Annotated in this window: 24 protein-coding genes; 13 read left to right on the top strand and 11 right to left on the bottom strand. The window is 72.4% G+C overall.

Annotation, left to right across the window (positions count from 1 at the left end; all coding sequences use genetic code 11):
• Positions 1–117: 117 nt before the first annotated feature.
• The 4 genes from dusB to ACFTWP_RS13445 form a co-directional block, all read right to left on the bottom strand.
• Positions 118–1,302, bottom strand: coding sequence for a tRNA dihydrouridine synthase DusB (dusB, locus tag ACFTWP_RS13460; protein WP_380264643.1), 1,185 nt, complete (start codon positions 1,300–1,302; stop codon positions 118–120).
• Between the two features lie 84 nt (positions 1,303–1,386).
• Positions 1,387–2,265, bottom strand: coding sequence for a DUF4097 family beta strand repeat-containing protein (locus ACFTWP_RS13455; protein WP_380264642.1), 879 nt, complete (start codon positions 2,263–2,265; stop codon positions 1,387–1,389).
• Between the two features lie 2 nt (positions 2,266–2,267).
• Positions 2,268–2,912, bottom strand: coding sequence for a response regulator (locus ACFTWP_RS13450; RefSeq protein WP_380264641.1), 645 nt, complete (start codon positions 2,910–2,912; stop codon positions 2,268–2,270).
• Positions 2,900–4,132: a histidine kinase gene (locus tag ACFTWP_RS13445; RefSeq protein ID WP_380264640.1), complete on the bottom strand. Its 1,233-nt coding sequence runs from the start codon at positions 4,130–4,132 to the stop codon at positions 2,900–2,902. Before ACFTWP_RS13445 ends, ACFTWP_RS13450 begins: the two co-directional genes overlap by 13 nt.
• 271 nt (positions 4,133–4,403) lie before the next feature.
• Here ACFTWP_RS13445 and ACFTWP_RS13440 point away from each other — a divergent pair, with 271 nt between their 5' ends.
• From ACFTWP_RS13440 to ACFTWP_RS13430, 3 genes are all read left to right on the top strand, one after another.
• Entirely contained in the window at positions 4,404–4,835 is a 432-nt protein-coding gene (locus ACFTWP_RS13440; protein WP_380264639.1) for a hypothetical protein, read from the top strand.
• Positions 4,832–5,365, top strand: a complete 534-nt coding sequence (locus ACFTWP_RS13435) for a hypothetical protein (RefSeq protein ID WP_380264638.1) — start codon at positions 4,832–4,834, stop codon at positions 5,363–5,365. Before ACFTWP_RS13440 ends, ACFTWP_RS13435 begins: the two co-directional genes overlap by 4 nt.
• 317 nt (positions 5,366–5,682) lie before the next feature.
• Complete coding sequence (locus ACFTWP_RS13430; protein WP_380264637.1) at positions 5,683–6,414, top strand: DUF1062 domain-containing protein; 732 nt, start codon at positions 5,683–5,685, stop codon at positions 6,412–6,414.
• Between the two features lie 134 nt (positions 6,415–6,548).
• Here the strand turns inward: ACFTWP_RS13430 and ACFTWP_RS13425 are convergent, their stop codons facing one another.
• Genes ACFTWP_RS13425 through ACFTWP_RS13410 form a run of 4 tightly spaced genes read right to left on the bottom strand, consistent with a single transcriptional unit; the run spans position 6,549 to position 7,385 of the window.
• On the bottom strand, positions 6,549–6,803 hold the full coding sequence (locus tag ACFTWP_RS13425) for a hypothetical protein (RefSeq protein WP_380264636.1): 255 nt from the start codon (positions 6,801–6,803) through the stop codon (positions 6,549–6,551).
• Positions 6,800–7,060 (bottom strand): hypothetical protein, encoded by a 261-nt coding sequence (locus ACFTWP_RS13420; RefSeq protein ID WP_380264635.1) that lies wholly within the window; start codon positions 7,058–7,060, stop codon positions 6,800–6,802. Before ACFTWP_RS13420 ends, ACFTWP_RS13425 begins: the two co-directional genes overlap by 4 nt.
• Entirely contained in the window at positions 7,057–7,263 is a 207-nt protein-coding gene (locus ACFTWP_RS13415) for a hypothetical protein (RefSeq protein ID WP_380264634.1), read from the bottom strand. The genes ACFTWP_RS13420 and ACFTWP_RS13415 overlap by 4 nt, the downstream gene beginning before the upstream one ends.
• Positions 7,260–7,385: a hypothetical protein gene (locus tag ACFTWP_RS13410; protein ID WP_380264633.1), complete on the bottom strand. Its 126-nt coding sequence runs from the start codon at positions 7,383–7,385 to the stop codon at positions 7,260–7,262. Before ACFTWP_RS13410 ends, ACFTWP_RS13415 begins: the two co-directional genes overlap by 4 nt.
• A gap of 243 nt (positions 7,386–7,628) precedes the next feature.
• Here ACFTWP_RS13410 and ACFTWP_RS13405 point away from each other — a divergent pair, with 243 nt between their 5' ends.
• Together ACFTWP_RS13405 and ACFTWP_RS13400 are read left to right on the top strand one after the other, a co-directional pair.
• Complete coding sequence (locus ACFTWP_RS13405) at positions 7,629–8,468, top strand: Scr1 family TA system antitoxin-like transcriptional regulator (RefSeq protein ID WP_380264632.1); 840 nt, start codon at positions 7,629–7,631, stop codon at positions 8,466–8,468.
• A complete protein-coding gene (locus ACFTWP_RS13400) occupies positions 8,458–8,664 on the top strand; it encodes a DUF397 domain-containing protein (protein ID WP_380264631.1) in 207 nt (68 codons plus the stop codon). The genes ACFTWP_RS13405 and ACFTWP_RS13400 overlap by 11 nt, the downstream gene beginning before the upstream one ends.
• Before the next feature lie 83 nt (positions 8,665–8,747).
• Here ACFTWP_RS13400 and sigJ read toward each other — a convergent pair whose 3' ends face one another.
• Positions 8,748–9,698: an RNA polymerase sigma factor SigJ gene (sigJ, locus tag ACFTWP_RS13395; RefSeq protein WP_380264630.1), complete on the bottom strand. Its 951-nt coding sequence runs from the start codon at positions 9,696–9,698 to the stop codon at positions 8,748–8,750.
• 184 nt (positions 9,699–9,882) lie between these two features.
• Between sigJ and ACFTWP_RS13390 the strand changes: the two genes are divergently transcribed.
• From ACFTWP_RS13390 to ACFTWP_RS13370, 5 genes are all read left to right on the top strand, one after another.
• Complete coding sequence (locus ACFTWP_RS13390) at positions 9,883–10,293, top strand: hypothetical protein (protein WP_380264628.1); 411 nt, start codon at positions 9,883–9,885, stop codon at positions 10,291–10,293.
• A 328-nt stretch (positions 10,294–10,621) separates the two neighbouring features.
• Positions 10,622–11,785: a glycosyltransferase gene (locus ACFTWP_RS13385; protein WP_380264627.1), complete on the top strand. Its 1,164-nt coding sequence runs from the start codon at positions 10,622–10,624 to the stop codon at positions 11,783–11,785.
• A gap of 61 nt (positions 11,786–11,846) precedes the next feature.
• A complete protein-coding gene (locus ACFTWP_RS13380) occupies positions 11,847–12,005 on the top strand; it encodes a hypothetical protein (RefSeq protein WP_380264626.1) in 159 nt (52 codons plus the stop codon).
• 595 nt (positions 12,006–12,600) lie between these two features.
• Complete coding sequence (locus ACFTWP_RS13375) at positions 12,601–13,197, top strand: hypothetical protein (RefSeq protein ID WP_380264625.1); 597 nt, start codon at positions 12,601–12,603, stop codon at positions 13,195–13,197.
• 29 nt (positions 13,198–13,226) lie between these two features.
• Entirely contained in the window at positions 13,227–13,817 is a 591-nt protein-coding gene (locus ACFTWP_RS13370; RefSeq protein WP_380264624.1) for a hypothetical protein, read from the top strand.
• A 26-nt stretch (positions 13,818–13,843) separates the two neighbouring features.
• Here the strand turns inward: ACFTWP_RS13370 and ACFTWP_RS13365 are convergent, their stop codons facing one another.
• Positions 13,844–14,377, bottom strand: a complete 534-nt coding sequence (locus tag ACFTWP_RS13365) for a DUF2000 family protein (RefSeq protein ID WP_380264623.1) — start codon at positions 14,375–14,377, stop codon at positions 13,844–13,846.
• A 49-nt stretch (positions 14,378–14,426) separates the two neighbouring features.
• On the opposite strand from ACFTWP_RS13365, the gene ACFTWP_RS13360 reads away from it, so the two are divergent.
• A complete protein-coding gene (locus ACFTWP_RS13360; RefSeq protein WP_380264622.1) occupies positions 14,427–15,311 on the top strand; it encodes an AraC family transcriptional regulator in 885 nt (294 codons plus the stop codon).
• Between the two features lie 207 nt (positions 15,312–15,518).
• A complete protein-coding gene (locus ACFTWP_RS13355) occupies positions 15,519–16,310 on the top strand; it encodes an alpha/beta fold hydrolase (protein ID WP_380264621.1) in 792 nt (263 codons plus the stop codon).
• 28 nt (positions 16,311–16,338) lie between these two features.
• Here the strand turns inward: ACFTWP_RS13355 and ACFTWP_RS13350 are convergent, their stop codons facing one another.
• Entirely contained in the window at positions 16,339–17,235 is an 897-nt protein-coding gene (locus ACFTWP_RS13350; RefSeq protein WP_380264620.1) for a helix-turn-helix transcriptional regulator, read from the bottom strand.
• A gap of 276 nt (positions 17,236–17,511) precedes the next feature.
• Between ACFTWP_RS13350 and ACFTWP_RS13345 the strand changes: the two genes are divergently transcribed.
• Positions 17,512–18,837 (top strand): MFS transporter, encoded by a 1,326-nt coding sequence (locus ACFTWP_RS13345; protein WP_380264790.1) that lies wholly within the window; start codon positions 17,512–17,514, stop codon positions 18,835–18,837.
• Positions 18,838–18,943 lie beyond the last annotated feature (106 nt).

The following is an 18,943-nucleotide window of genomic DNA, read 5'->3' as shown; positions in this document are numbered from 1 at the left end:
GTGTTCGTTCCGTGATCGGATCAGGCCGCAAAGGAGCCCTCTTGGCCAGGTTGTCCAAGAGGGCTGGGACGCTCCGGCGGTCGCCCCCCAGGAGACGACTTCGCCGGAACGTCTACATCATCCGCCGGAGATATCCGATTCGGCGTCAATGCCCGGCAGGGAGCAGTCGTACGGATCGTCCAACCAGCCCTCGGGGAGAACCACCCGGCCGTTGCCACTGGTCCGGCCGCGCGGGCCGTCCGCACCGGCCGGCCACAGCTGCGACTGCTCCACCTCGTCCAGCGTCCCGCCCAGCTCCGCCAGCGAGCTGGAGTTGGCCAGCCGCACCCGCAGCTCCGAGCCGACCGAGAAGCCCTTGGTGTACCAGGCCACGTGCTTGCGGAAGTCCACCACGCCGCGCTGCTCGTCCCCCATCCACTCCCCGAGCAGCTGCGCGTGGCGCAGCATCGCCCGGGACACGTCGGCGAAGGACGGGCGGACGGGGTCCACCGCCCCCTCGAAGACCGCCACCAGGTCCTTGAACAGCCACGGCCGGCCCAGGCAGCCGCGCCCGACCACCACTCCGTCGCACCCCGTCTCGCGCATCATCCGCAGCGCGTCGCCGGCCGACCAGATGTCCCCGTTGCCCAGCACCGGGACGTGCGCCGGGACGGACTCCCGCAGCCGGGCGATCGCCGACCAGTCAGCCGTGCCGCCGTAGTGCTGGGCGGCGGTGCGCCCGTGCAGCGCGATCGCCGAGACGCCCTCCTCGGCGCCGATCCGGCCGGCGTCCAGGTAGGTGAGGTGGTCGTCGTCGATGCCCTTGCGCATCTTCATGGTCACCGGCAGGCCGCCCGCGCCGGCGACGGCCTCGCGCAGCAGCTCCCGCAGCAGGTTCCGCTTGTACGGCAGCGCCGAGCCGCCGCCCTTGCGGGTGACCTTGGGGACGGGGCAGCCGAAGTTGAGGTCGATGTGGTCGGCGAGGCCCTCGTCCGCGATCATGCGGGCGGCCTTGCCGACGGTCACCGGGTCCACCCCGTACAGCTGGATGGAGCGCGGCTTCTCGCTCGGGTCGAAGCGGATCAGCTGCATGGTCTTGGCGTTGCGCTCGACCAGTGCCCGGGTGGTGATCATCTCGCTGACGAACAGGCCCTTGCCGTCGCTCTGCTCCCGGCACAGGGTGCGGAACGGGGCGTTGGTGATGCCCGCCATCGGGGCCAGCACGACGGGCGGCCACACCCGCATCGGGCCGATGTCCAGCGGCGCGAACTCGGAGTCGGCCGGAGCGGGCACGGGCGTGGCGGTGGCGGGCGTGGCGGTCATGCGCGGCGCATCCTCAGCAGCTAGGCGGTCCCGCCGGGCGCGGTCCGGGACTCTTCATTGTCCCCCACCCGGCCGGGTGACCGGTCAGCCGTCCGACGAGCTGATCGACACCGACCCCGAGGTGGTGGAGACGTCGATGCTGCGCGGCGCCCCCGGCTCCTCCAGTACCGGGTCGATGCTGCGTCCGCCCGAGTTCGAGCGGCCGGTGATCCGGTAGCGCGAGGCCGACGGGACGGTGAGCGACAGCTCCCCGGACGTCGTCGAGGCGGTGACCGCGTCCGGCGGACGGGCGAAGGACAGCCGGGCCTCGCCGGACCTGGTCACCACCTCGACCCGGGCGGAGGTCAGCGCCGTGCCCCAGACGGCCCCCGAGGTCGACATCGCGGACACCCGGCCACCGAGGCCCGACAGCACCACCGCCCCCGAGGCGCTCAGCAGGCGGACGTCGCCGGTCAGGCCGCGCACCTCGGTGGACCCCGACGTGCTCCGCCCGGTCACCGCGGTGGCCGCCGGCACCCGGATGTCGAGGCGGACCCCGCAGCCGAGCCCGCCGAGGTCGAGCATCCGGTCGCAGCGCACCGTCACCTTCAGGGTGTCGCCCTCCCAGAGCATCGCCACCAGCGGTTTGCGCAGCGTCCAGTCCAGGCTGGTGCGGACCAGCACCTGCCCGGGCAGCCCCGGCTCGATCCGGACGTCCGCCCCGGCACCGTCGAGCAGCAGCTCGCGGGCCGCCAGGGCGTACGTCTTGTCCCGCACGGAGTGCTGCTCCACCAGGACGCCCAGGGCCTGCGACCCGGAGAGGACCAGCACCACCGCCATCACCAGCCCGCCGACCAGCCGCCAGGCCCGCAGTCCGGGCGCCGCCGCGCCCGGCCGCGGCGTCCCCCCGGTACCGTCCGTCCGCTCCCGGGCCCCGTCCGCCGGCCCCGCCCCCGCCTTCTCCCTTCCGGCGACGCGCACCATCGTCAGCCGACCTCCAGGAAGCGCAGCACGGCGAGCACCCGGCGGTGGGTCGCGTCGGCCGGCGGCAGGTCGAGCTTGGTGAAGATCGAGTTGATGTGCTTGGCGACGGCGCTGTCGCCGACCACCAGGGCCGCCGCGATGGCGGCGTTGGAGTGGCCCTCCGCCATCAGGCCGAGCACGTCCCGCTCGCGCGGGGTGAGCTTCTCCAGCGGGTCGCTGTGCCGGCGCACCAGGAGCTGGGCGACCACCTCCGGGTCCAGCGCGGTCCCGCCCTCGGCCACCCGCTGCAGGGCGTCCACGAAGTCGTCGACGTTCGCCACCCGCTGCTTGAGCAGGTAGCCGACGCCGCTGGTGTTGGTGGCGAGCAGGTCGGCGGCGTAGCGCTCCTCCACGTACTGGGAGAGCAGCAGCACCGCGACCTCCGGCCACTGGCGGCGGATCATCAGCGCCGCCCGGACGCCCTCGTCGGTGAAGCCCGGCGGCATCCGGACGTCCGTCACGACCACCTGCGGCGCGTGCTCCTCGACGGCGGCGAGCAGCTCCTCGGCGTCGCCGACGGCGGCCGCCACCTCGAAGCCGACCGCCTCCAGGACCTTGACCAGGCCGGCCCTCAGCAGGACCGAGTCCTCGGCGATCACAGCACGCACGGCAGCTCCACGGTGATGGTGGTCGGGCCCCCGAGGGGGCTGTGGACGGCGAGGGTGCCGTCCACGGAGGCGGCGCGTTTGCGCAGCCCGGTGAGTCCGGTGCCGCCCGCCGGGTCGGCGCCGCCCACGCCGTCGTCGGTGACGACGATCCGCAGCCGGTCGCCCCGCCCGCGCACCGACAGGTCGACCCGGGAGGCGCGGGCGTGCTTGGCGACGTTGGTCAGCGCCTCCGAGACGGTGAAGTACGCGACCGCCTCGATCGTCGGCGGGATCCCGGGCGGGACCTGGACGTCGAGGCGCACCGGCAGCGGGGCGCGGGCGGCGATGCCGGACAGCGCGGCGTCCAGGCCGCGGTCCTCCAGCACCACGGGGTGCAGGCCGCGGATCAGGTCGCGCAGCTCGGCGATGGCGGCCTGGGCCTCCTCGTGCGCGTCGACGATCACCTGCATCGCCTCCGGGGGGACGTCCTTGAGGGTGCGCCGGGCGAGCCCCAGGTTCATCGCGAGCGAGGTCAGCCGCTGCTGGGCGCCGTCGTGCAGGTCGCGTTCGATCCGGCGGCGCTCGGCGTCGGCCGCGTCCACCACCCCGGCCCTGCTCTCGGCGAGGTCCTCCACCCGGCGCTCCAGCTGCTCCGCCCGGTTGGGGCCGAGCATCGCCCTGGTCACCCGCTCGTCCAGCGCCGCCAGCCGGACGGCCGCCTGCGCGGCGGCGGCCAGCAGCACGGCCCCGCCGAGCGTGATCAGGACGCCCTGCGGGACGAGCCAGTCGTCCGCGTGCACCCGGCCGCCGACCGGTATCAGCCACGCCCAGCCGTACACCGTGACCAGCACCAGGCCGATGCCCCAGCCGTACAGGACGAGGGTCGCGCCGACGGCCAGCAGCGGACCGGCCACCAGGTGGTACCCCGCCTGCCGCCGGGCCGCCGGTGACCGCAGCCAGCGCAGCGGGTTGCGGCCGCTCCGGGCCCGGCGCGGGATCTCCACCCCGCGCAGGACCCGCAGCCGGCTGCGTTGCGCGGCGCTCAGCAGGCCGAGCGAGAGCAGCACCAGGCCCAGCATCGGGAAGAGCAGCTTCGGGACGAGCAGCGCCGTCCAGAACGGGACGTTCAGCGCGGCGCCGGCCGCGACGAAGAGCGTGTCGCGCCAGGGCCCGGCCGACCAGGGGGCCCACGCGGCACTCGCGGCGAGCGCGCGGCGCAGTGGGGTCGTGGTCGGGGGCATGCCGGACAGCCTAGGACGTGGTATCACGGGCCGCCATGAAGGGGACTACCGGTCGGGGGTGTAGCTGGCTACACCCCCGGCTCGGACGATCACGCTACCGACATCTCCCGCCCCGGCCGCGAGGCTTGACGGCATGACGAGGACCACGGGGACAGCGGGATCGGCAGCATCGGCGGGATCGGCGGGATCGGCGGGATCGGCGGGATCGGCTGGTCAGGGGACGGCGGCGGGGACACCTCCGGACCCCGACCACGACGGGTGTGCCCCGGCCGTGCCCGGCGGCCCCTGGGCGGTGCGCCGCAGCGGTGGGGGCGGCGGGCACCGGCGCGGGCGGGCCGCCCTGGAGGTCTACGAGCACGGCGAGTTGCTGGACGTGCTGGTCGCCTCCCGGCTCGCGCCCCGGCTGCTGCGGGGCGCCCGGCGCAGCACGGGCGGCGGGCGCCCGCTCGCGCTCGCCTGGGGCCGGCTGCCGGCCCGCGGCCCGCTCCCGGTGGTGGAGTTCACCGGCGGACGGCTGCCGCTGCGGCGCCGGGCCAGGGCGGTCGCGCCCGCCGTGCCGGTGTCCGGCGCGTTCTGGCTGGCCTGGGTCGAGGGCCCGTTCACCACGGTACGGCTGCGGGACTCGACGGGTGACGCCCCGGACGAGCGACTGCGCCTGGCTCGGGCCCGGCGCGCGGGGGCCGCCTCCGGCGGTGCGGCGTGAATCCGACGATCGACGCGCGGGCGGTGCGCCCCGGACCTCACGTGCCGTACGGGCGACTGGCGATGCGGCTGCCCGGTCCGGCCGCGCTCGCGCTGCTGCCCTGGCTGGCGGTGCTGGTCGCCTGCGGCCAGACCTGGTGGGCGGTGCTGGACACCCTGGAGTTCGCGGCGCTCGCCACCACCCATGTCCTGCTCGGGCGCCGACACCCGGCAGCCCGTTGGGCGGCGGCCGGCGCCGCCGTACTGCTCTGCGCCGACGCGGCGGCCGACCTGGCGACGGCGGCGCCGGGCATCGCCCTCGCCTCGGCCCTGGCCATGGCCCTGTGCGTCGAACTGCCGCTGGCCGCCGTCTGTACGGCCCTGGCCCGGACCGGCGGCCCGGCCGCTCGGCCGTCGACCTCCCCGCGGATCCCGGTACGGCCGGCGTACCCTCGGCGGCCGGCGTACCCTCGGCGGGCGGTGGCCCCGGGCGGCGCGAGCCGGGCGCCCCGGATCGGCGCGGCGGCCGGTGCCGCGATCTCGGTGTTCTGACCCGGGAGGGCGGCGGCGCGGCCGGCGGGTGGGCCGGCGGACGGACGGACGGGCGGGCGGCCGGGCGAGTGACCGGGCGGGCGAGTGGTCGGGCGAAAAGGAGTTGCCCGCGGACCGCTCCCTCGATCACCATCGCCCGCATGGACCTGTGACGGCTGCCACGTAGCACCAGCGAACCTGTCGCGCGATCGACCTCGGAGCCTGACGACTCAGCCCCGAGGCGATGACTCGCGCACGCGTGTGCATCCGTCACGTCCCAGGAGCCGCGGCCTCGCCCGCGAGAGCTCCTGCCGAGTCCTGAAAGCAACCACATCCTCATGAATACCGACCGCAAGGCCCGGTGGGCCGTGCGTCAGTCCGCGCTGCCCGCCGTCGTCCGCTCCTGTCCGGACTGCTCCGGCTCGCGCCACCGCCCCTCCGGCAGGATCCGCGTCAACGCGAACGGCAAGCTCCTCGACGTCTGGCTGCTGCTGAGCTGTGCGGCGTGCGACCGCACCTCGAAGGTGCCCGTCCACGAACGCGTCCACGTCTCGTCGTTGGAGCCCGCCCGCCGGGTGGCGTACGAGACCAACGACCCCGCCGTGGTCCGGGAGCTGGCCATGAGTCCGTCGCTCGCCGCGAAGAACGGATACCGCCTCGACTGGACCGGCACCTGGGAGTTGGAGACCCGTACGCCGCTCTACGCACTCGACGACCCGACACCGCTCACGGTCCTGGTCGGGTTCGAACTGCCCGCGCCGGTCCGGGTCGAGCGACTGCTCATGCTCGGGCTCGGTCTCAGCCGAACCGCGGTACGCCGCATGGTCGGAGCCGGGCGGATCAGCCTGCCGATGGCCCTGGACGCCAGGACGCGTCAGGACTTCGAGCTCACCATCCACGGGCCCGGTTCCGTCGACGCGGCGAAGCAATCACGGCAGCTCGGCGCTCCGACCGAACCCAGCACCGACCTCGGCGCCGAACTCGTCACCGAACTCAGCACCGACCTGCGCCACTTCGGGTCGCCCGACTCCTCGCAGCGCCGGTGGCGATCGGCGACGGCGCGAGCCTAGAAGAGCGGTGGCAGGGTCTCCTGGACAGCCTGTTGGCATGCATGACGGCCTTCAGGCTGCCGGGAGGCCCTGCGCCGTGCGGCACCCGCCGCAGTCAGACGGCGACCGCGGTCCGGCGACGGTGATCCGGCCGCTCAGGCGTCCACCTCGCACCACAGCCCGGCACGGCTGGCGTACCCCCACCGGGCGGTCGCGCCGAGCACCGGTAGCAGGGCGCCCTGGATCAACGGATCGGCCGGCGCCGCGAGCGTGAGGCGGTACCCGTCGGCGGTGCCCGTCAGCCGGACCTCGTGGCCGGTGACGGCGGCGAGCAGTCCGGCGATCCGACAGGCCCAGGCCAGCCCGGGGACCGCCCTCTCCTGCGGACGACGCGGCGGACGACCGGTCATCCGGAAAGCTCCGCGCAGGGCCGCCGCACTCCCCCTGCCCGCACGGCCCGGACGGCCCCGACCGCGCCGACCTGCGCCGCGTGCCAGGCCTCCAGGTGCTCCAGACAGGCCGAGCAGACGTACAGCGGCACGTCCACCTCGCCCCTGGTGAGCACCCCCGCCTCGGTGACCTCCGCCAACCGGACGCAGCCGAAGCAGCGCCCCGGGCGCGGGTGCGGGTGGGCCTCCTCCGGCGGCGCGGGCTCCGAACTCCTCACCCCTCCGCCTCCTCCCCGTCGCCGCAACCGTCGGCCAGCGGCGCGACGTGCTCCGGCCGTACCGTCCACTCCACCCCGCCGCCCTCCGGGCGCAGATAGACCTGGCCGCCCTGGGTGTCCATGTAGACCCCGTTCAACCGCCGCCTGCTGTCCCGTACCGTCTCGCCCTCGCGGGGCACGTACGCCTTCGCCCGATCGCTCATCGCGCACCCTCCTCCTGCTCCTCACCCGTCCACGGAGCCACCTGGTGCAGTCGCCGCAGCCGCAGGTGACCGAGTACGCGGACGGTCACCAGATCGCCCACCACGTCGATGACTTCACCCATGCAGCGAGGGGCTGACGGATCGGTGATCTCCCAGTCCGGGGGGACGACGGCGATCGCCTCCCCCGGTCTCGGCCGACCCGGTTCCGACTCACTGGCGGCTTGCATGGTGAGACCGTCCCTCCGACGGATCGGCCGATGCCCACTGCACCCGGCACTCACTGTGTGTTCAATAGTGGTGGACAGAGAGTGCCCCCGGAAGCCACAATCGACTTGTCTTTCCGGGATGCACAAGTTGGAGCAACCATGGTGAACCGCAAGACTCTTGATCCGACGTCATCCCCCTGGGCCCCCTTCGGAGTCCAACTCCGCAGGTCACGTGAGGCACTTGGACTGACCCAGGCGCAGCTCGCCAAGCAGCTCGGCTACGACCACACATCCGTCTGCTACATCGAACTTGCCAAGCGGGCACCGACCGCGAAGTTTGCCCGCCTGGCGGACGAAGCGCTCCAGACCGGCGGGACCCTGGCCCTGATGTGGTGGCAGCACAAGCACACGGCCCTGATCGAGGGGTTCCCGGAGTTCGCGGAGTACGAGTCACGTGCCGTGCAGATCAGATTGTTCGAGGTGGGCGTCATCCCGGGCCTGCTCCAGACTCAGGCGTATGCCACTGCCAGGGAGGCCGGCAACGTGCGACGCGGGAGTGCTGTCCAGACACAGGCTGACGAACGAGTGGCATTCCTCCTGAACCGGCAACGCTGCCTCGATCGCACTCCACCACCGGCACTGCACGCAGTACTGGACGAGAGCTGCCTCCTAAGGCCCATCGGAGGCAGAGAGGTAATGACTGCCCAGTTGAAGCACTTGGAGGAGCTGGCAACGCAGCCGCACGTGATCATTCAGATCGCACCCTTCGCCCTGGGCGAAGACAGGCCGTTCACCCACCCGGTGACGCTGTTGGCACTCCCCGATCGCAAGCTTCTCGCTTACACAGAGACCGAACAGCGCGGATACCTGGAGAGGGATACCGACTCAGTGTCAAGGCTTACCAGGCACTACGATCGCCTTCAGGTTGAAGCGCTGAACAGGGCCACATCAGTGGCAGCCATCCGCCGCATACGGGAGGACTTTGAGAATGCACATTGACCTGACCGATGCCCCCTGGCGGAAGAGCACGCACAGCGGTGGGCAGAACGGCTGCGTCGAGGTCGCCGACGGCTTCACCGACACCGTCCCCGTCCGCGACTCCAAGAACCCCACCGGCCCGGCCCTCGTCTTCACCGCCGACGCCTGGCAGGCCTTCGTCACCGCCACCGCCGCCGGCGAGTTCGGCACGGCCTGACCGTTCCGGCCGGAGCCGCCGACGGTTCCCAGTCGCATGGGCCGGGGACCGTCGACCGTGCCGGGCGGCGCCGACTCCTCGCTCTACTCGCTCCAGGGCCGGAGCTTCTCCGGGTTCCGTACCGCCCAGATGTGCGTGATCCGGTCGTCCGCGAGGCTGAACGCGGCCACCGTCACGGTGACGCCGTCGCGTTGGGCCACCAGGCCGGGGCGGCCGTTGACCGAGCGCTCCAGGAGCGTCAGACCGGGCGCCCAGCGGCTGAGCCCGACGATGTACTCGGCGATCCGCTCACTGCCCGCGACCGGGTGGAGGACCGCGCCGACCAGGCCGCCGCCGTCGGCGGTCATCGTGGCGTCGGGGTCGAGCAGGCCGACGAGGGCGGCGATGTCCTTGGCCTCCCAGGCCTGCTTGAAGTCCCTGATGACGCCGGCCTGTCGGGTGGTCGCGGCCACGGGGGGCTGAGCCGCGCGGATGCGGCGGCGGGCGGAGGACGCCAGCTGGCGGCAGGCCGCCGGGGTGCGGCCGACGATCGCGGCCACTTCGGCGAAGGGGTACCGGAAGACGTCGTGCAGGATGAAGGCGACCCGTTCGGCCGGGGTCATCGATTCGAGCACGACGAGGAAGGCCATGTCGACCGACTCGTCCAGGGTGACCCGGTCGGCCGGGTCACCCCTGCCGTCGCCCGGCCGCCCGGTCATCCACTCCGCACGGTCGGGCAGCGGCTCCGGGATCCACTCCCCCACGTAGCTCTCCCGCCGTGCCCGCGCCGAGCCGAGCAGGTCGAGGCAGATCCGGCCGGCCACCTTCGTCAGCCACGCTCCCGGGGAGTCGATGGCCTCCTGCTGCTGGCGGGACATGGCGTACCAGCGGGCGTAGGTCTCCTGCACGGCGTCCTCGGCCTCGGCCAGGGAGCCCAGCAGCCGGTAGGCGAGATTGATCAGCTGCCGGCGCTCGCTCATGACCGCGCTCAGGCTCGGATCGGCTCGCTCACCCGCGAGTTCGGGCTCGGGCGCGGGCTCGAATCGAGTGCTCATGTCTGGACGACTCCCTTGTCCGGGTCTGCCTCACCCTGTTCGACGAGACACTCCGGCGGAATGTGAGGCCGGGGCACCGTCTCACATTCCAGGTGCCTGCGTCGTCGGACTGACAGGGACTTCGCGGCGCAGGCCACGAAGGCCCGTCGAGCAGCAGAGTTGAGACGGAAGGAAGGGGCCCACCATGCCCATACGGAAGACGGCGGAGCAGCGCGGCCACGGTTTCTCGGTGTTCCTGCGAGCCGCGATCGCCTTGCAGACGGCGGCCATCCTCTTCCAGGCGGTCACCGCCGGGCTGTTGTTGTCCACGCGGTACGGCGAGGCGCTGCACGGCGGCGGCGCGCGCGGGATGTACGCCGCGTCGATGCTGTACGTGCTCGCCGCGGTCCTGGCGTGGCGTCCGGGCGGCGGCTCGCCCCGGCCGATCCTGTACGCGACCGGGTTCCTGGTCCTCGCGTCGGTGCAGGTGGTCCTGGGGATCGCGCACGTGCCGAGCGTGCACGTGCCCCTGGGCGTGCTGATGTTCGGCCTGAGCGTCCTCGACCTGGGCCGGGTGCTGGCGGGCCGCCGCGCTCGGCTGACCGTCGCGGCCTGACGGCCGTCGGGGGCGGACCGCCGGCCGGCCCGGCGCCCCACCCGACGACGTGATACGGCCCCGGGTGCTTCCATCCCGCGGTTCCGGCGCCATGCGCCGGCCCGCGGGGTCACCGCGGAGCCGCCGGATACCGGAGGAATCATCAGTCTGCTCAAAGCAGACATTCAGGAGCAAGTACCTGCATTCACCCCCCCTCACAGCGGCTGATTCATCGAGTACACGTCATCCATTTCCGGGTGAGCCGATGGAAATTTTATGAAATCTTCACGGGTTGATAAGGTCCCCTCCCGAGGCAATCACGTGCCCAATCAGCCCGAAGGCGCCACCGTTGCCACCAGTCAATGCGGATCAGCACCCCGCTGAGTCCTGGCAGCCCCCCCGTGGTCGCCATGCCTCCCGGCGGGCGCATGCCGCCCCGGAGAACCATCACTCCGCCGAGCAGCCCCGGATCGCGGTTCTCATTCCGGCGCACAACGAGGAGGAGCGGATCGCCGACGCGATCCAGGGCATGTGGGGGCAGTCCCGTCCGCCCGAGATCGTCGTGGTCGTCGCCGACAACTGCACCGACGCCACCGCCGAGGTCGCCGCCCGCAACGGCGCGCAGGTCTTCCACACCCACGAGAACCGCCACAAGAAGGCCGGCGGCCTGAACCAGGCGCTGAACTGGCTGCTGCCCCACCTCACCGACTACGACCTGGTCCTGGTGCAGGACGCGGACACCGTCCTGAACCCCGCGTTCGTCGCGACGGCCATGTCGACCTTCAACCGGAAGGTCGGCGCGGTGGGCGGGGTCTTCTACGGCGAACCCGGTGGCGGGCTGCTGGGCCAACTCCAGCGGATGGAGTTCATGCGGTACGCCTGGGAGATCGAGCGCACCGGCGGCCGCGCCATGGTGCTGACCGGCACCGGCACGATGTTCCGGGCCAGGGTGCTGCGCGAGGTCCGCCAGGCCCGGCGCAGCGGGCGGCTCGGGGGCGGCGACGAGTGCTACAGCCTGGCGTCCCTGACCGAGGACGACGAGATCACCAAGGCGGTCAAGACCCTCGGCTACCGCACCATGTCCCCCGCGGGCTGCGCGGTGACGACCGAGGTGATGCCGACCCTGCCGAAGCTCTGGCACCAGCGGATGAGGTGGCAGCGCGGAGCCCTGGAGAACCTGCGCGACTACGGCTGGACGAAGGTCACCGCCCGGTATTTCCTGCAGCAGTTCATGATGGGCTTCGGCGCCCTCAGCTTCCTGCTGTACCTCACATACATGACCATGACGATAAGCATGTTCGGGTGGCCGGGCCTCTCGCCCTTCTGGACGACGATCGGCATGATATTCGTGATCGAGAAAGTCGTCTCCGTGCGCAAGGGCGGTTTGCGGGCGGTTCTGCTCGCCCTGCTCATGGTCCCCGAACTCCTCTACGACATGTTCCACCACGCCGTGTATTTCGCTTCACTCTGGGGGCTGGTGCGACGCACCGAGGAGAAGTGGATACCGACCTGATTCCCCGTCCGGTGCATTCGCGTCAGGACGGTTACCGCACAGGCATCAAGGAGGACAGCACATGTACGGAGGAAGAGGCCTCGGCATAGGTGGCACGGGCGGCGGGGCGGCCCTGGCCGCGACCGGCGTCGCGATGAACAGCATGGCCATGATGGTGGCCGCGACCACGCTGATCGCGGCCGGACTCGCGCTCGTGAAGCTCATGCCGCGCCGCCGCTGACCCACACCCGGGCGGCGTGTCACATCCCGTCGAGGGGTGCGGCCGTGTGGCCCAGGTCGGAGATCACCTCTCGCGGCCTGGGCCTTTGCCATGGGCACGCACGCCGGGCGCATCCGACCCCCCGCGCGCCTCCCGGACGATCGCCCCGCCTGCCCCCACCTCAGGAGTGCATCCGCGCACCCTTGAGCTTGGCATGAGCAGCCGAGCCGGAGGTCTGAAGCCAACGCCCTCTTCGGGCTGGTGGCCCATGGTGAACCCGCCCGTCCCCCACACCGCCGGCCGATCAAACCGCGTCGGCGCCACACCTGGAGGGGCCGCGGCACCGGCAAGCTGAGTACTTGTACGGATACTCGGGTGCCGTCGGGCGACGCTAGCCTCATGCGCGTACGAAAGCTGTCCAGGGGGGGACAACGTTGACTGACATCAAGGTCGATCCGGCCGCACTGCGCGCTTCAGCCGGTCTGGCCCGTGCCATCGCCGAAGAGCTGGCCACGCCATTCGAGTCGGTGGTCAGGACCAGCTCCGCAGCGGCGGCTGTACTCGCAGGCTGGTCCGTGGCAGACGAGCTGGGTGAACTTCCAAAGGCTGGGCACCCATGGACCCGGCAAGATCAGCCGAGTGGTGGAAGTCACTGACGCCAGATCAACAGAAGAGCTACCTGACGCTTCATCCTGAACAGGTCGGTCGCCTCGACGGCCTGCCGTCCGCCGTCCGGGACGAGGCGAACCGGCTTTTCCTGGAACAGCAGAACGACGCACTCCATGTGGGCAAGGCACAGGATTTCGGGATCACCCAGAACGAGTTCAACGCGCGCGCCAACGCCGTAAGGGAGTTGAAGGAGAAGCTGGACGCTTCTGACGGAGACACCAACGGCCGTGAACTCCTGCTACTGGGAATCGATCCGAAGGGCGATGGCAGAACGATCGTCGCCATGGGAAACCCGGAAACAGCCGACCACACCGCCGTTCTGGTCCCGGGACAGCGACCACTCTTGCCAGTGTGCCCGGTCAGATCGAAGGCATCGGCGCACGGAAACAACATCAAGATCGATACTCACGGACACAGCGGCTACTGGGATCAGGCCAGCGCCAGCCTGTTGAATCAAGGGAAGATCATCGCGGGAAGGCCTCCGGCCACGGTCGACAAGGAATCCCAGGTCGATCCCGAAACCGTCTATCCCGGCGGTCTGTGACGGAGCCGGCCGAACAGGAGAGTACTCGGATGACCAATCCCGCCGGTTCGGCTCGACGAACCCGCCGTCCCGTGCCAGTAGGACTCATGAACAAGCTCGGACCGAAAACAGCGATGGTGGCCGTGACCGTCTGCGTCACGGCTCTTCTAGGAGGATGCGTGTCCCAGGACGGCAAGGACGCCAAACCGCCCACCATGGACAAGAAGGACTCCCAGGCCTGGGCACGGCAGATGACCGAGTACATGGCTCAGGCCGCCGGCATCCAACTCAACCTGGCGTCGATCAACCCGTACTTCAGCCGATGCGTCGGAAAGAACGACGAGCTGGCCGATGACGACAGATACACGCTCACCTACTACGTCGACAGCACCGTCCCGGTCGCCCAGCACCCCGACGCGGTGCGGAAGATCCGGGAGATGTTGGAAGGACGCGGTCTCGACGTGGAGAGCTATCGCGAATACGTGGACGGAAAGCCGGAGGCCCTTCTCTACGCGAGGCAGCCAGCCAGCCGGTACCTGGTGTCAGCATCGACGTCAGGGGGGCAGGACCGAATGTTGTTCACCGTCGGAACCCCGTGTCTCCTGCCGGGCACGCCGAGCGCGTCGGCAGCACCTTCGTAGACGGGAGCGTCGGCCGCCCGCGCTCCTCAGGGGTGCATCCGCGCACCCTTGAGGACCTTGTCCACCGCGTTGCGGGGACCGTGGACGGCCATTCCCACCAGGTCGAGACGGTCCCTGCCCACGGCCCGGACGGCCGCCCGGTTGTCCCGGTCGTTTCCGGTGCCGAACAGGTCCGAGGTGAACACGGCGGTCGGGAGCGAGCGGGACGACGCACGGCCGTGCGCGCCGGCCAGCACCTCCTTCGTGCCCTGGAAGACCAGCACGGGCTGGCGGAACATCGGCAGGTACGCGGTGTCGTCGGCGTCCGCGTAGGGCTCGCCGATCACCTCGGGTGACACCGTGCCGAGGCCGCTGACCAGGAAGGCGGTGACGTTCAGCCGCTGCCAGGGCTCCAGGTCGTCGCGCAGCAGTACGGCGATCTTCGTGTCGAAGCGGACGGGCGCGCCCTCGGCGAGGGGCGTGCTCCCGGCAACGGGCGTGAGCTCGGCGGCGGCTGTGCTCCCGGCCGCCGCATCGGTCGCGGCGCCGGTCCGGGTCTCGGTCTGATCGGTCGTGTCCATGCCCCGAGACTGCCGGGTGCACCCCCGCGCCGTCTTGTACGTTTCTTGCATGGCATCCCGGCAGGACATCGCTGCTTGGCGCCCTTCGGTCCCGGGCGTCGAGGAGGTCTTCCACGCCCACTTCGTCGAGCACGCGTACCCGATGCACGTCCACGACGCCTGGACGCTGCTGATCGTCGACGACGGCGCCGTCCGCTACGACCTGGACCGCCACGAGCGCGGCACCCCGAGCGACACCGTCAGCCTGCTCCCGCCGCAGGTCCCGCACAACGGCTCGCCCGCCACCGCTGACGGCTTCCGCAAGCGGGTCCTGTACCTCGACATGACACAGCTGGACGAGCGCTTCATCGGCCCGGCGGTCGACAGTCCCGACCTGGGCGACCCCCTCCTGCGCCTGCGCATCGGGCAGTTGCACACCGTCCTCGCCGGACGGGGTGACGAACTGGAGGCGGAGAGCCGGCTGGCCCTCATCAGCCAGCGCCTGCGCGAGCACCTGCGCCCCGGGCTGACCGTCGCCCCCGCGGCGCCCGGCGGCGCCGTGGCCCGGAACCTGCGCGACCTCCTGGACGGGCGACTGCTCGAAGGCGTCACCCTCGACGAGGCCGCCCGCCTGCTGCACGCCCACCCCGCGCATCTGGTGCGCGCCTTCAGCGCGGCGTTCGGCATCGCGCCGCACCAGTACGTCACGTCCCGCCGGGTCGACCTCGCCCGCCGCCTGCTCCTCGCCGGACAACCCCCGGGCGAGGTGGCGACCGCCGCCGGCTTCTACGACCAGTCGCACCTCACCCGGCACTTCAAGCGGATCCTGGGCACGACCCCGGGCCGGTACGTCCGTTGCGGAGCCGTACGGGCTCCCGCCCCGGCCGACGTGCCGGCAGGCCGACCGGCCGGGGCGAGCTCCGTGGCGCCGACGGGCCTGGCCACCGTCCGGTGACCGGGGTGACCGGTTCGCGCCGGCGCACGGAACCACCAGTTGACCACACCGACGGGCGGATCCCACCGGAAACCGGAACCCGACCGGGAACACGCCGGCGCACCGACGGGCACGGCCGGTGCCGCCGCACGGCGGGAGGGCCGGAACCCGGCCGAGCAGGATCGGATTTCACTGGCATGTACGCCGCCGACCTGCCACCATGCGCGGATGATCACCCTCGCCGACGAACTCGGCCACCTCTCCTACACCGTCACCGGTGACGGCTCACCCGTCGTCCTCGTGCACGCCGGCGTCGCCGACCACCACATGTGGGACGCGGTCGTGCCGGCCCTCGCGCAGCGGTACACCGTGATCCGGTACGACCTGCGGGGCTTCGGCGAATCCGCCGTCCCGACCGGCGAGTTCAGCGAGACCGACGACCTGCGGCGGCTGCTGGACCACCTCGGCCACGAGCGGGTCCACCTCGTCGGTGCCTCCTGGGGCGGCCGGGTGTCGGTGGGCTTCACCCTCGCCCATCCCGGGCGGGTGCGGTCGCTGGCCCTGCTGGCCGCGCCGTGGCCCGGGTACGACTGGTCGGCGGACATGATCGCGTACGACGAGGCCGAGACCGCGGCGCTGGAGGCGGGCGACCTGGACACCGCCGTCGACGTCAACCTCGACATGTGGCTGCGCGGCGCGGGCCGCGGCTGGGCGGAGGTCGACCCCGCGCTGCCCGCGCGGCTGCGGGGCCCGATGCGGACGGCGCTGGCGAACCAGGAGGCCGTGGGCGAGCTCTCCCGGGGCGTCTCGGGCAACGAGCTCGCCGCCGTCACCGCCCCCACCCTGGTCGGCGTGGGACTGCACGACAACGCCGACTTCCGGGCCATCGCCCACCGCTACGCCCGCGAGATCCCCGGCGCGGCGCTGGTCGAGTTCCCGGACGCGGCCCACCTGATCGCCGTCGAGTCGCCCGCCGAACTCACCGCCGCCCTCGGGTCGTTCCTGGCCGCGCAGGGCTGACGCGGCAGGCAGTCGGGCGACGGGCGCGCTACCCGGCCGCCGGGGAGCCCAACTGCTCCAGTCGCTCCAGCCGCTCCCGCGTCTCCGTGCAGCGCGGGGTGTAGACGACCAGCCGGGAGCCGACCCGGGGGCCGAGCCACAGGCCCGTGTAGTCGAAGCTGAGCAGGCCGGTGCCGGGGACGAGGAAGCGCTTGACGCCGTTGCCGGGCCGCTCCACCTCGTGACGCTCCCAGGCCGCCTCGAAGTCCGGGGAGGCCTTCCGCAACCGGGCGAGCAGGGCCTTCCAGGCGGGCTCGGCGCTGTGGTCGGCCATCGCGGAGCGGAACCGGGCCACCATGCCCTCGCGCTCGACCTCGACGTCCACCAGGACGTCGCGGAAGCGCGAGGGCGTGAAGGCCATCCAGAGCAGGTTGCGGTCCTCGAAGGGCTGCGCGTCCAAGTCCCCGGCCAGGTGGGTGTAGGCGCGGTTGTGGGCCAGCACGTCGTACCGGCTGTTGACCACCGCGGCGGGCATCGACCCGAACTGGTCCAGCATCAGCCGCACCGCCGGCGTCACCGTGGCGCACTCCAGCACCGGTGACGGGTCGTCGGCGCCGGCGAGCGCGAACAGGTGCGCCCGCTCGTTGCGGTCCAGCAGCAGCGCCCGGGCGACCGCGTCCAGGACCTGTACGGAGACCTGGATCGCGCGGCCCTGCTCCAGCCAGGTGTACCAGGTGACCCCGACGGCGGCGAGCTGCGCGACCTCCTCCCGGCGCAGGCCGGGCGTGCGGCGGCGGCCGGTCGTGGGCAGGCCGACCTGGTCGGGGGCGATCCGCTCGCGGCGGCTGCGCAGGAAGGCCGCCAGCTCGTGCCGGCGCGCCTCGGCGGGGGCGGCGTTCGCAGCGGCTTCGGAACGGGTGCCGGCGGGTACGGTGCTGAGGCTCATGGAGACCAGCATGCTCCTCCTCGGAGCCGGTTGCCAGGTACTTCTTATACCTGGATAAAGACACTCTGGTACCAGGGTGCGCCGAGGCCGATCGTGGTACTCGTGACCCAGCCACCCGTAGCCGTCCAGACCGCCGCCCCGCACCCCGGGCGAACCGCCACCGCACCCGCCACCGCCGGCGATCCCGGCAGCCGCACCCAAACTGCCGGAACCCCCGCCGCCGGCACCCTGGGCACCGCCGGACTCGTCACCGTCCTGCTCGGTGCCTTCCTGCCGATGCTCGACTTCTTCATCGTCAACGTCGCCCTCCCCTCCATCGACCAGGACCTCGCCGCCGGCCCGGCCGTCCTGGAGCTGGTCGCCGCCGGGTACGGCATCGCGTTCGCCGTCCTGCTCGTCCTCGGCGGACGGCTCGGCGACGCCTTCGGCCGCCGTCGGCTGTTCGTCGCCGGCGCCGCCGCCTTCGCCCTCACCTCGCTCGCCTGCGGCCTCGCCCCCGGCGCCTGGACCCTGGTCGCCGCCCGCGCCGCCCAGGGCGCCTCCGCCGCACTACTGCTCCCCCAGGTGCTCGGCACCATCACCGCCGCCACCGGCGGCGCCCGCCGGGCCAGGGCGCTGAGCGTCTACGGCGCGGTCGGCGGCCTCTCGGTGGTGATCGGCCAGGTGCTCGGCGGCATGCTGGTCGCCGCCGACCTGTTCGGCACCGGATGGCGCTCGGTCTTCCTGCTCAACGTCCCGTTCGCCCTGCTCACCCTGGTGCTCGCGGTGCGGTACGTGCCGGAGAGCCGCGCCGCCCGGGCCGCCCGCCTGGACCTGCCCGGCACCGCCCTGCTGACGGCCTCGCTGCTGGCGCTGCTGGTGCCGCTGATGGAGGGCCGCGCCGTGGGCTGGCCGCTGTGGACGTGGCTGCTGCTCGCCCTGTTCCCCGTCCTGGCCACCGCCTTCGTCCGGTTCGAGCGGCGCTCGGAGCGGGCCGGGGGCACGCCGCTCGTCCCGCCGTCCCTGCTGCGGATCCCCGAGATGCGGCGGGGCCTCGGCATCGCCCTGCCGTACTTCGCCGGCTTCGGCGGCTTCATGTTCGTGGTCGCGGTCGCCCTCCAGCAGGGCCTGCGGCTGGGCCCGGTCGCGGCCGGCTGGGCCCTGGTGCCGATGGCCGTCGGGTACTTCGGCGCCTCACTGTCCGGCCCGCGCCTGGTCGGGCGCTTCGGCAGCCGGGTACTGGCCGCGGGCGCGGTCGTCCAGGCGCTCGGCCTGGCCACCCTCGCCGCCACGGTGCTCGCCGACTGGGCGCACTTCTCCCCGCTGCGGATGGCGCCGGGGGTCGCCCTGGCGGGCATCGGCCAGGGTCTGATCGGCACGCCGCTTTTCCGGGTCGTCCTCTCCAAGGTCTCGCCGGAGCGGGCGGGCGTCGGCAGCGGCGTCCTGGCGACCGCCCAGCAGTCCAGCCTCGCCCTGGGGGTGGCCACCCTCGGCACCCTCTACCTCACGCTCTCGCCCTCGCTCGGCATGAGCCACGCGCTCGCCCTCGTCCTCGGCATCCAGCTGCTGGGATCCTTCACCATCCTCGGCCTCAGCCTGCGACTGCCGCGCACGGTCGGGTGAGCGGGAGTCGGCGGACAGGCCTCCGGCCGGTCACGGCCGGGGCCGCGGGAGCCCGGGGCGGGGCAAATCCACGCGCCCGGCACCGGCCCCCGGTGCGAGGATGACC

Origin of the sequence: Kitasatospora sp. NPDC057015, assembly GCF_042673745.1 — a bacterium.
In the GTDB taxonomy this organism is placed as follows: domain Bacteria; phylum Actinomycetota; class Actinomycetes; order Streptomycetales; family Streptomycetaceae; genus Kitasatospora.
The sequence above is the reverse complement of the archived record's forward strand: the minus strand, read 5'-3'. Positions and strand labels throughout refer to the sequence as shown.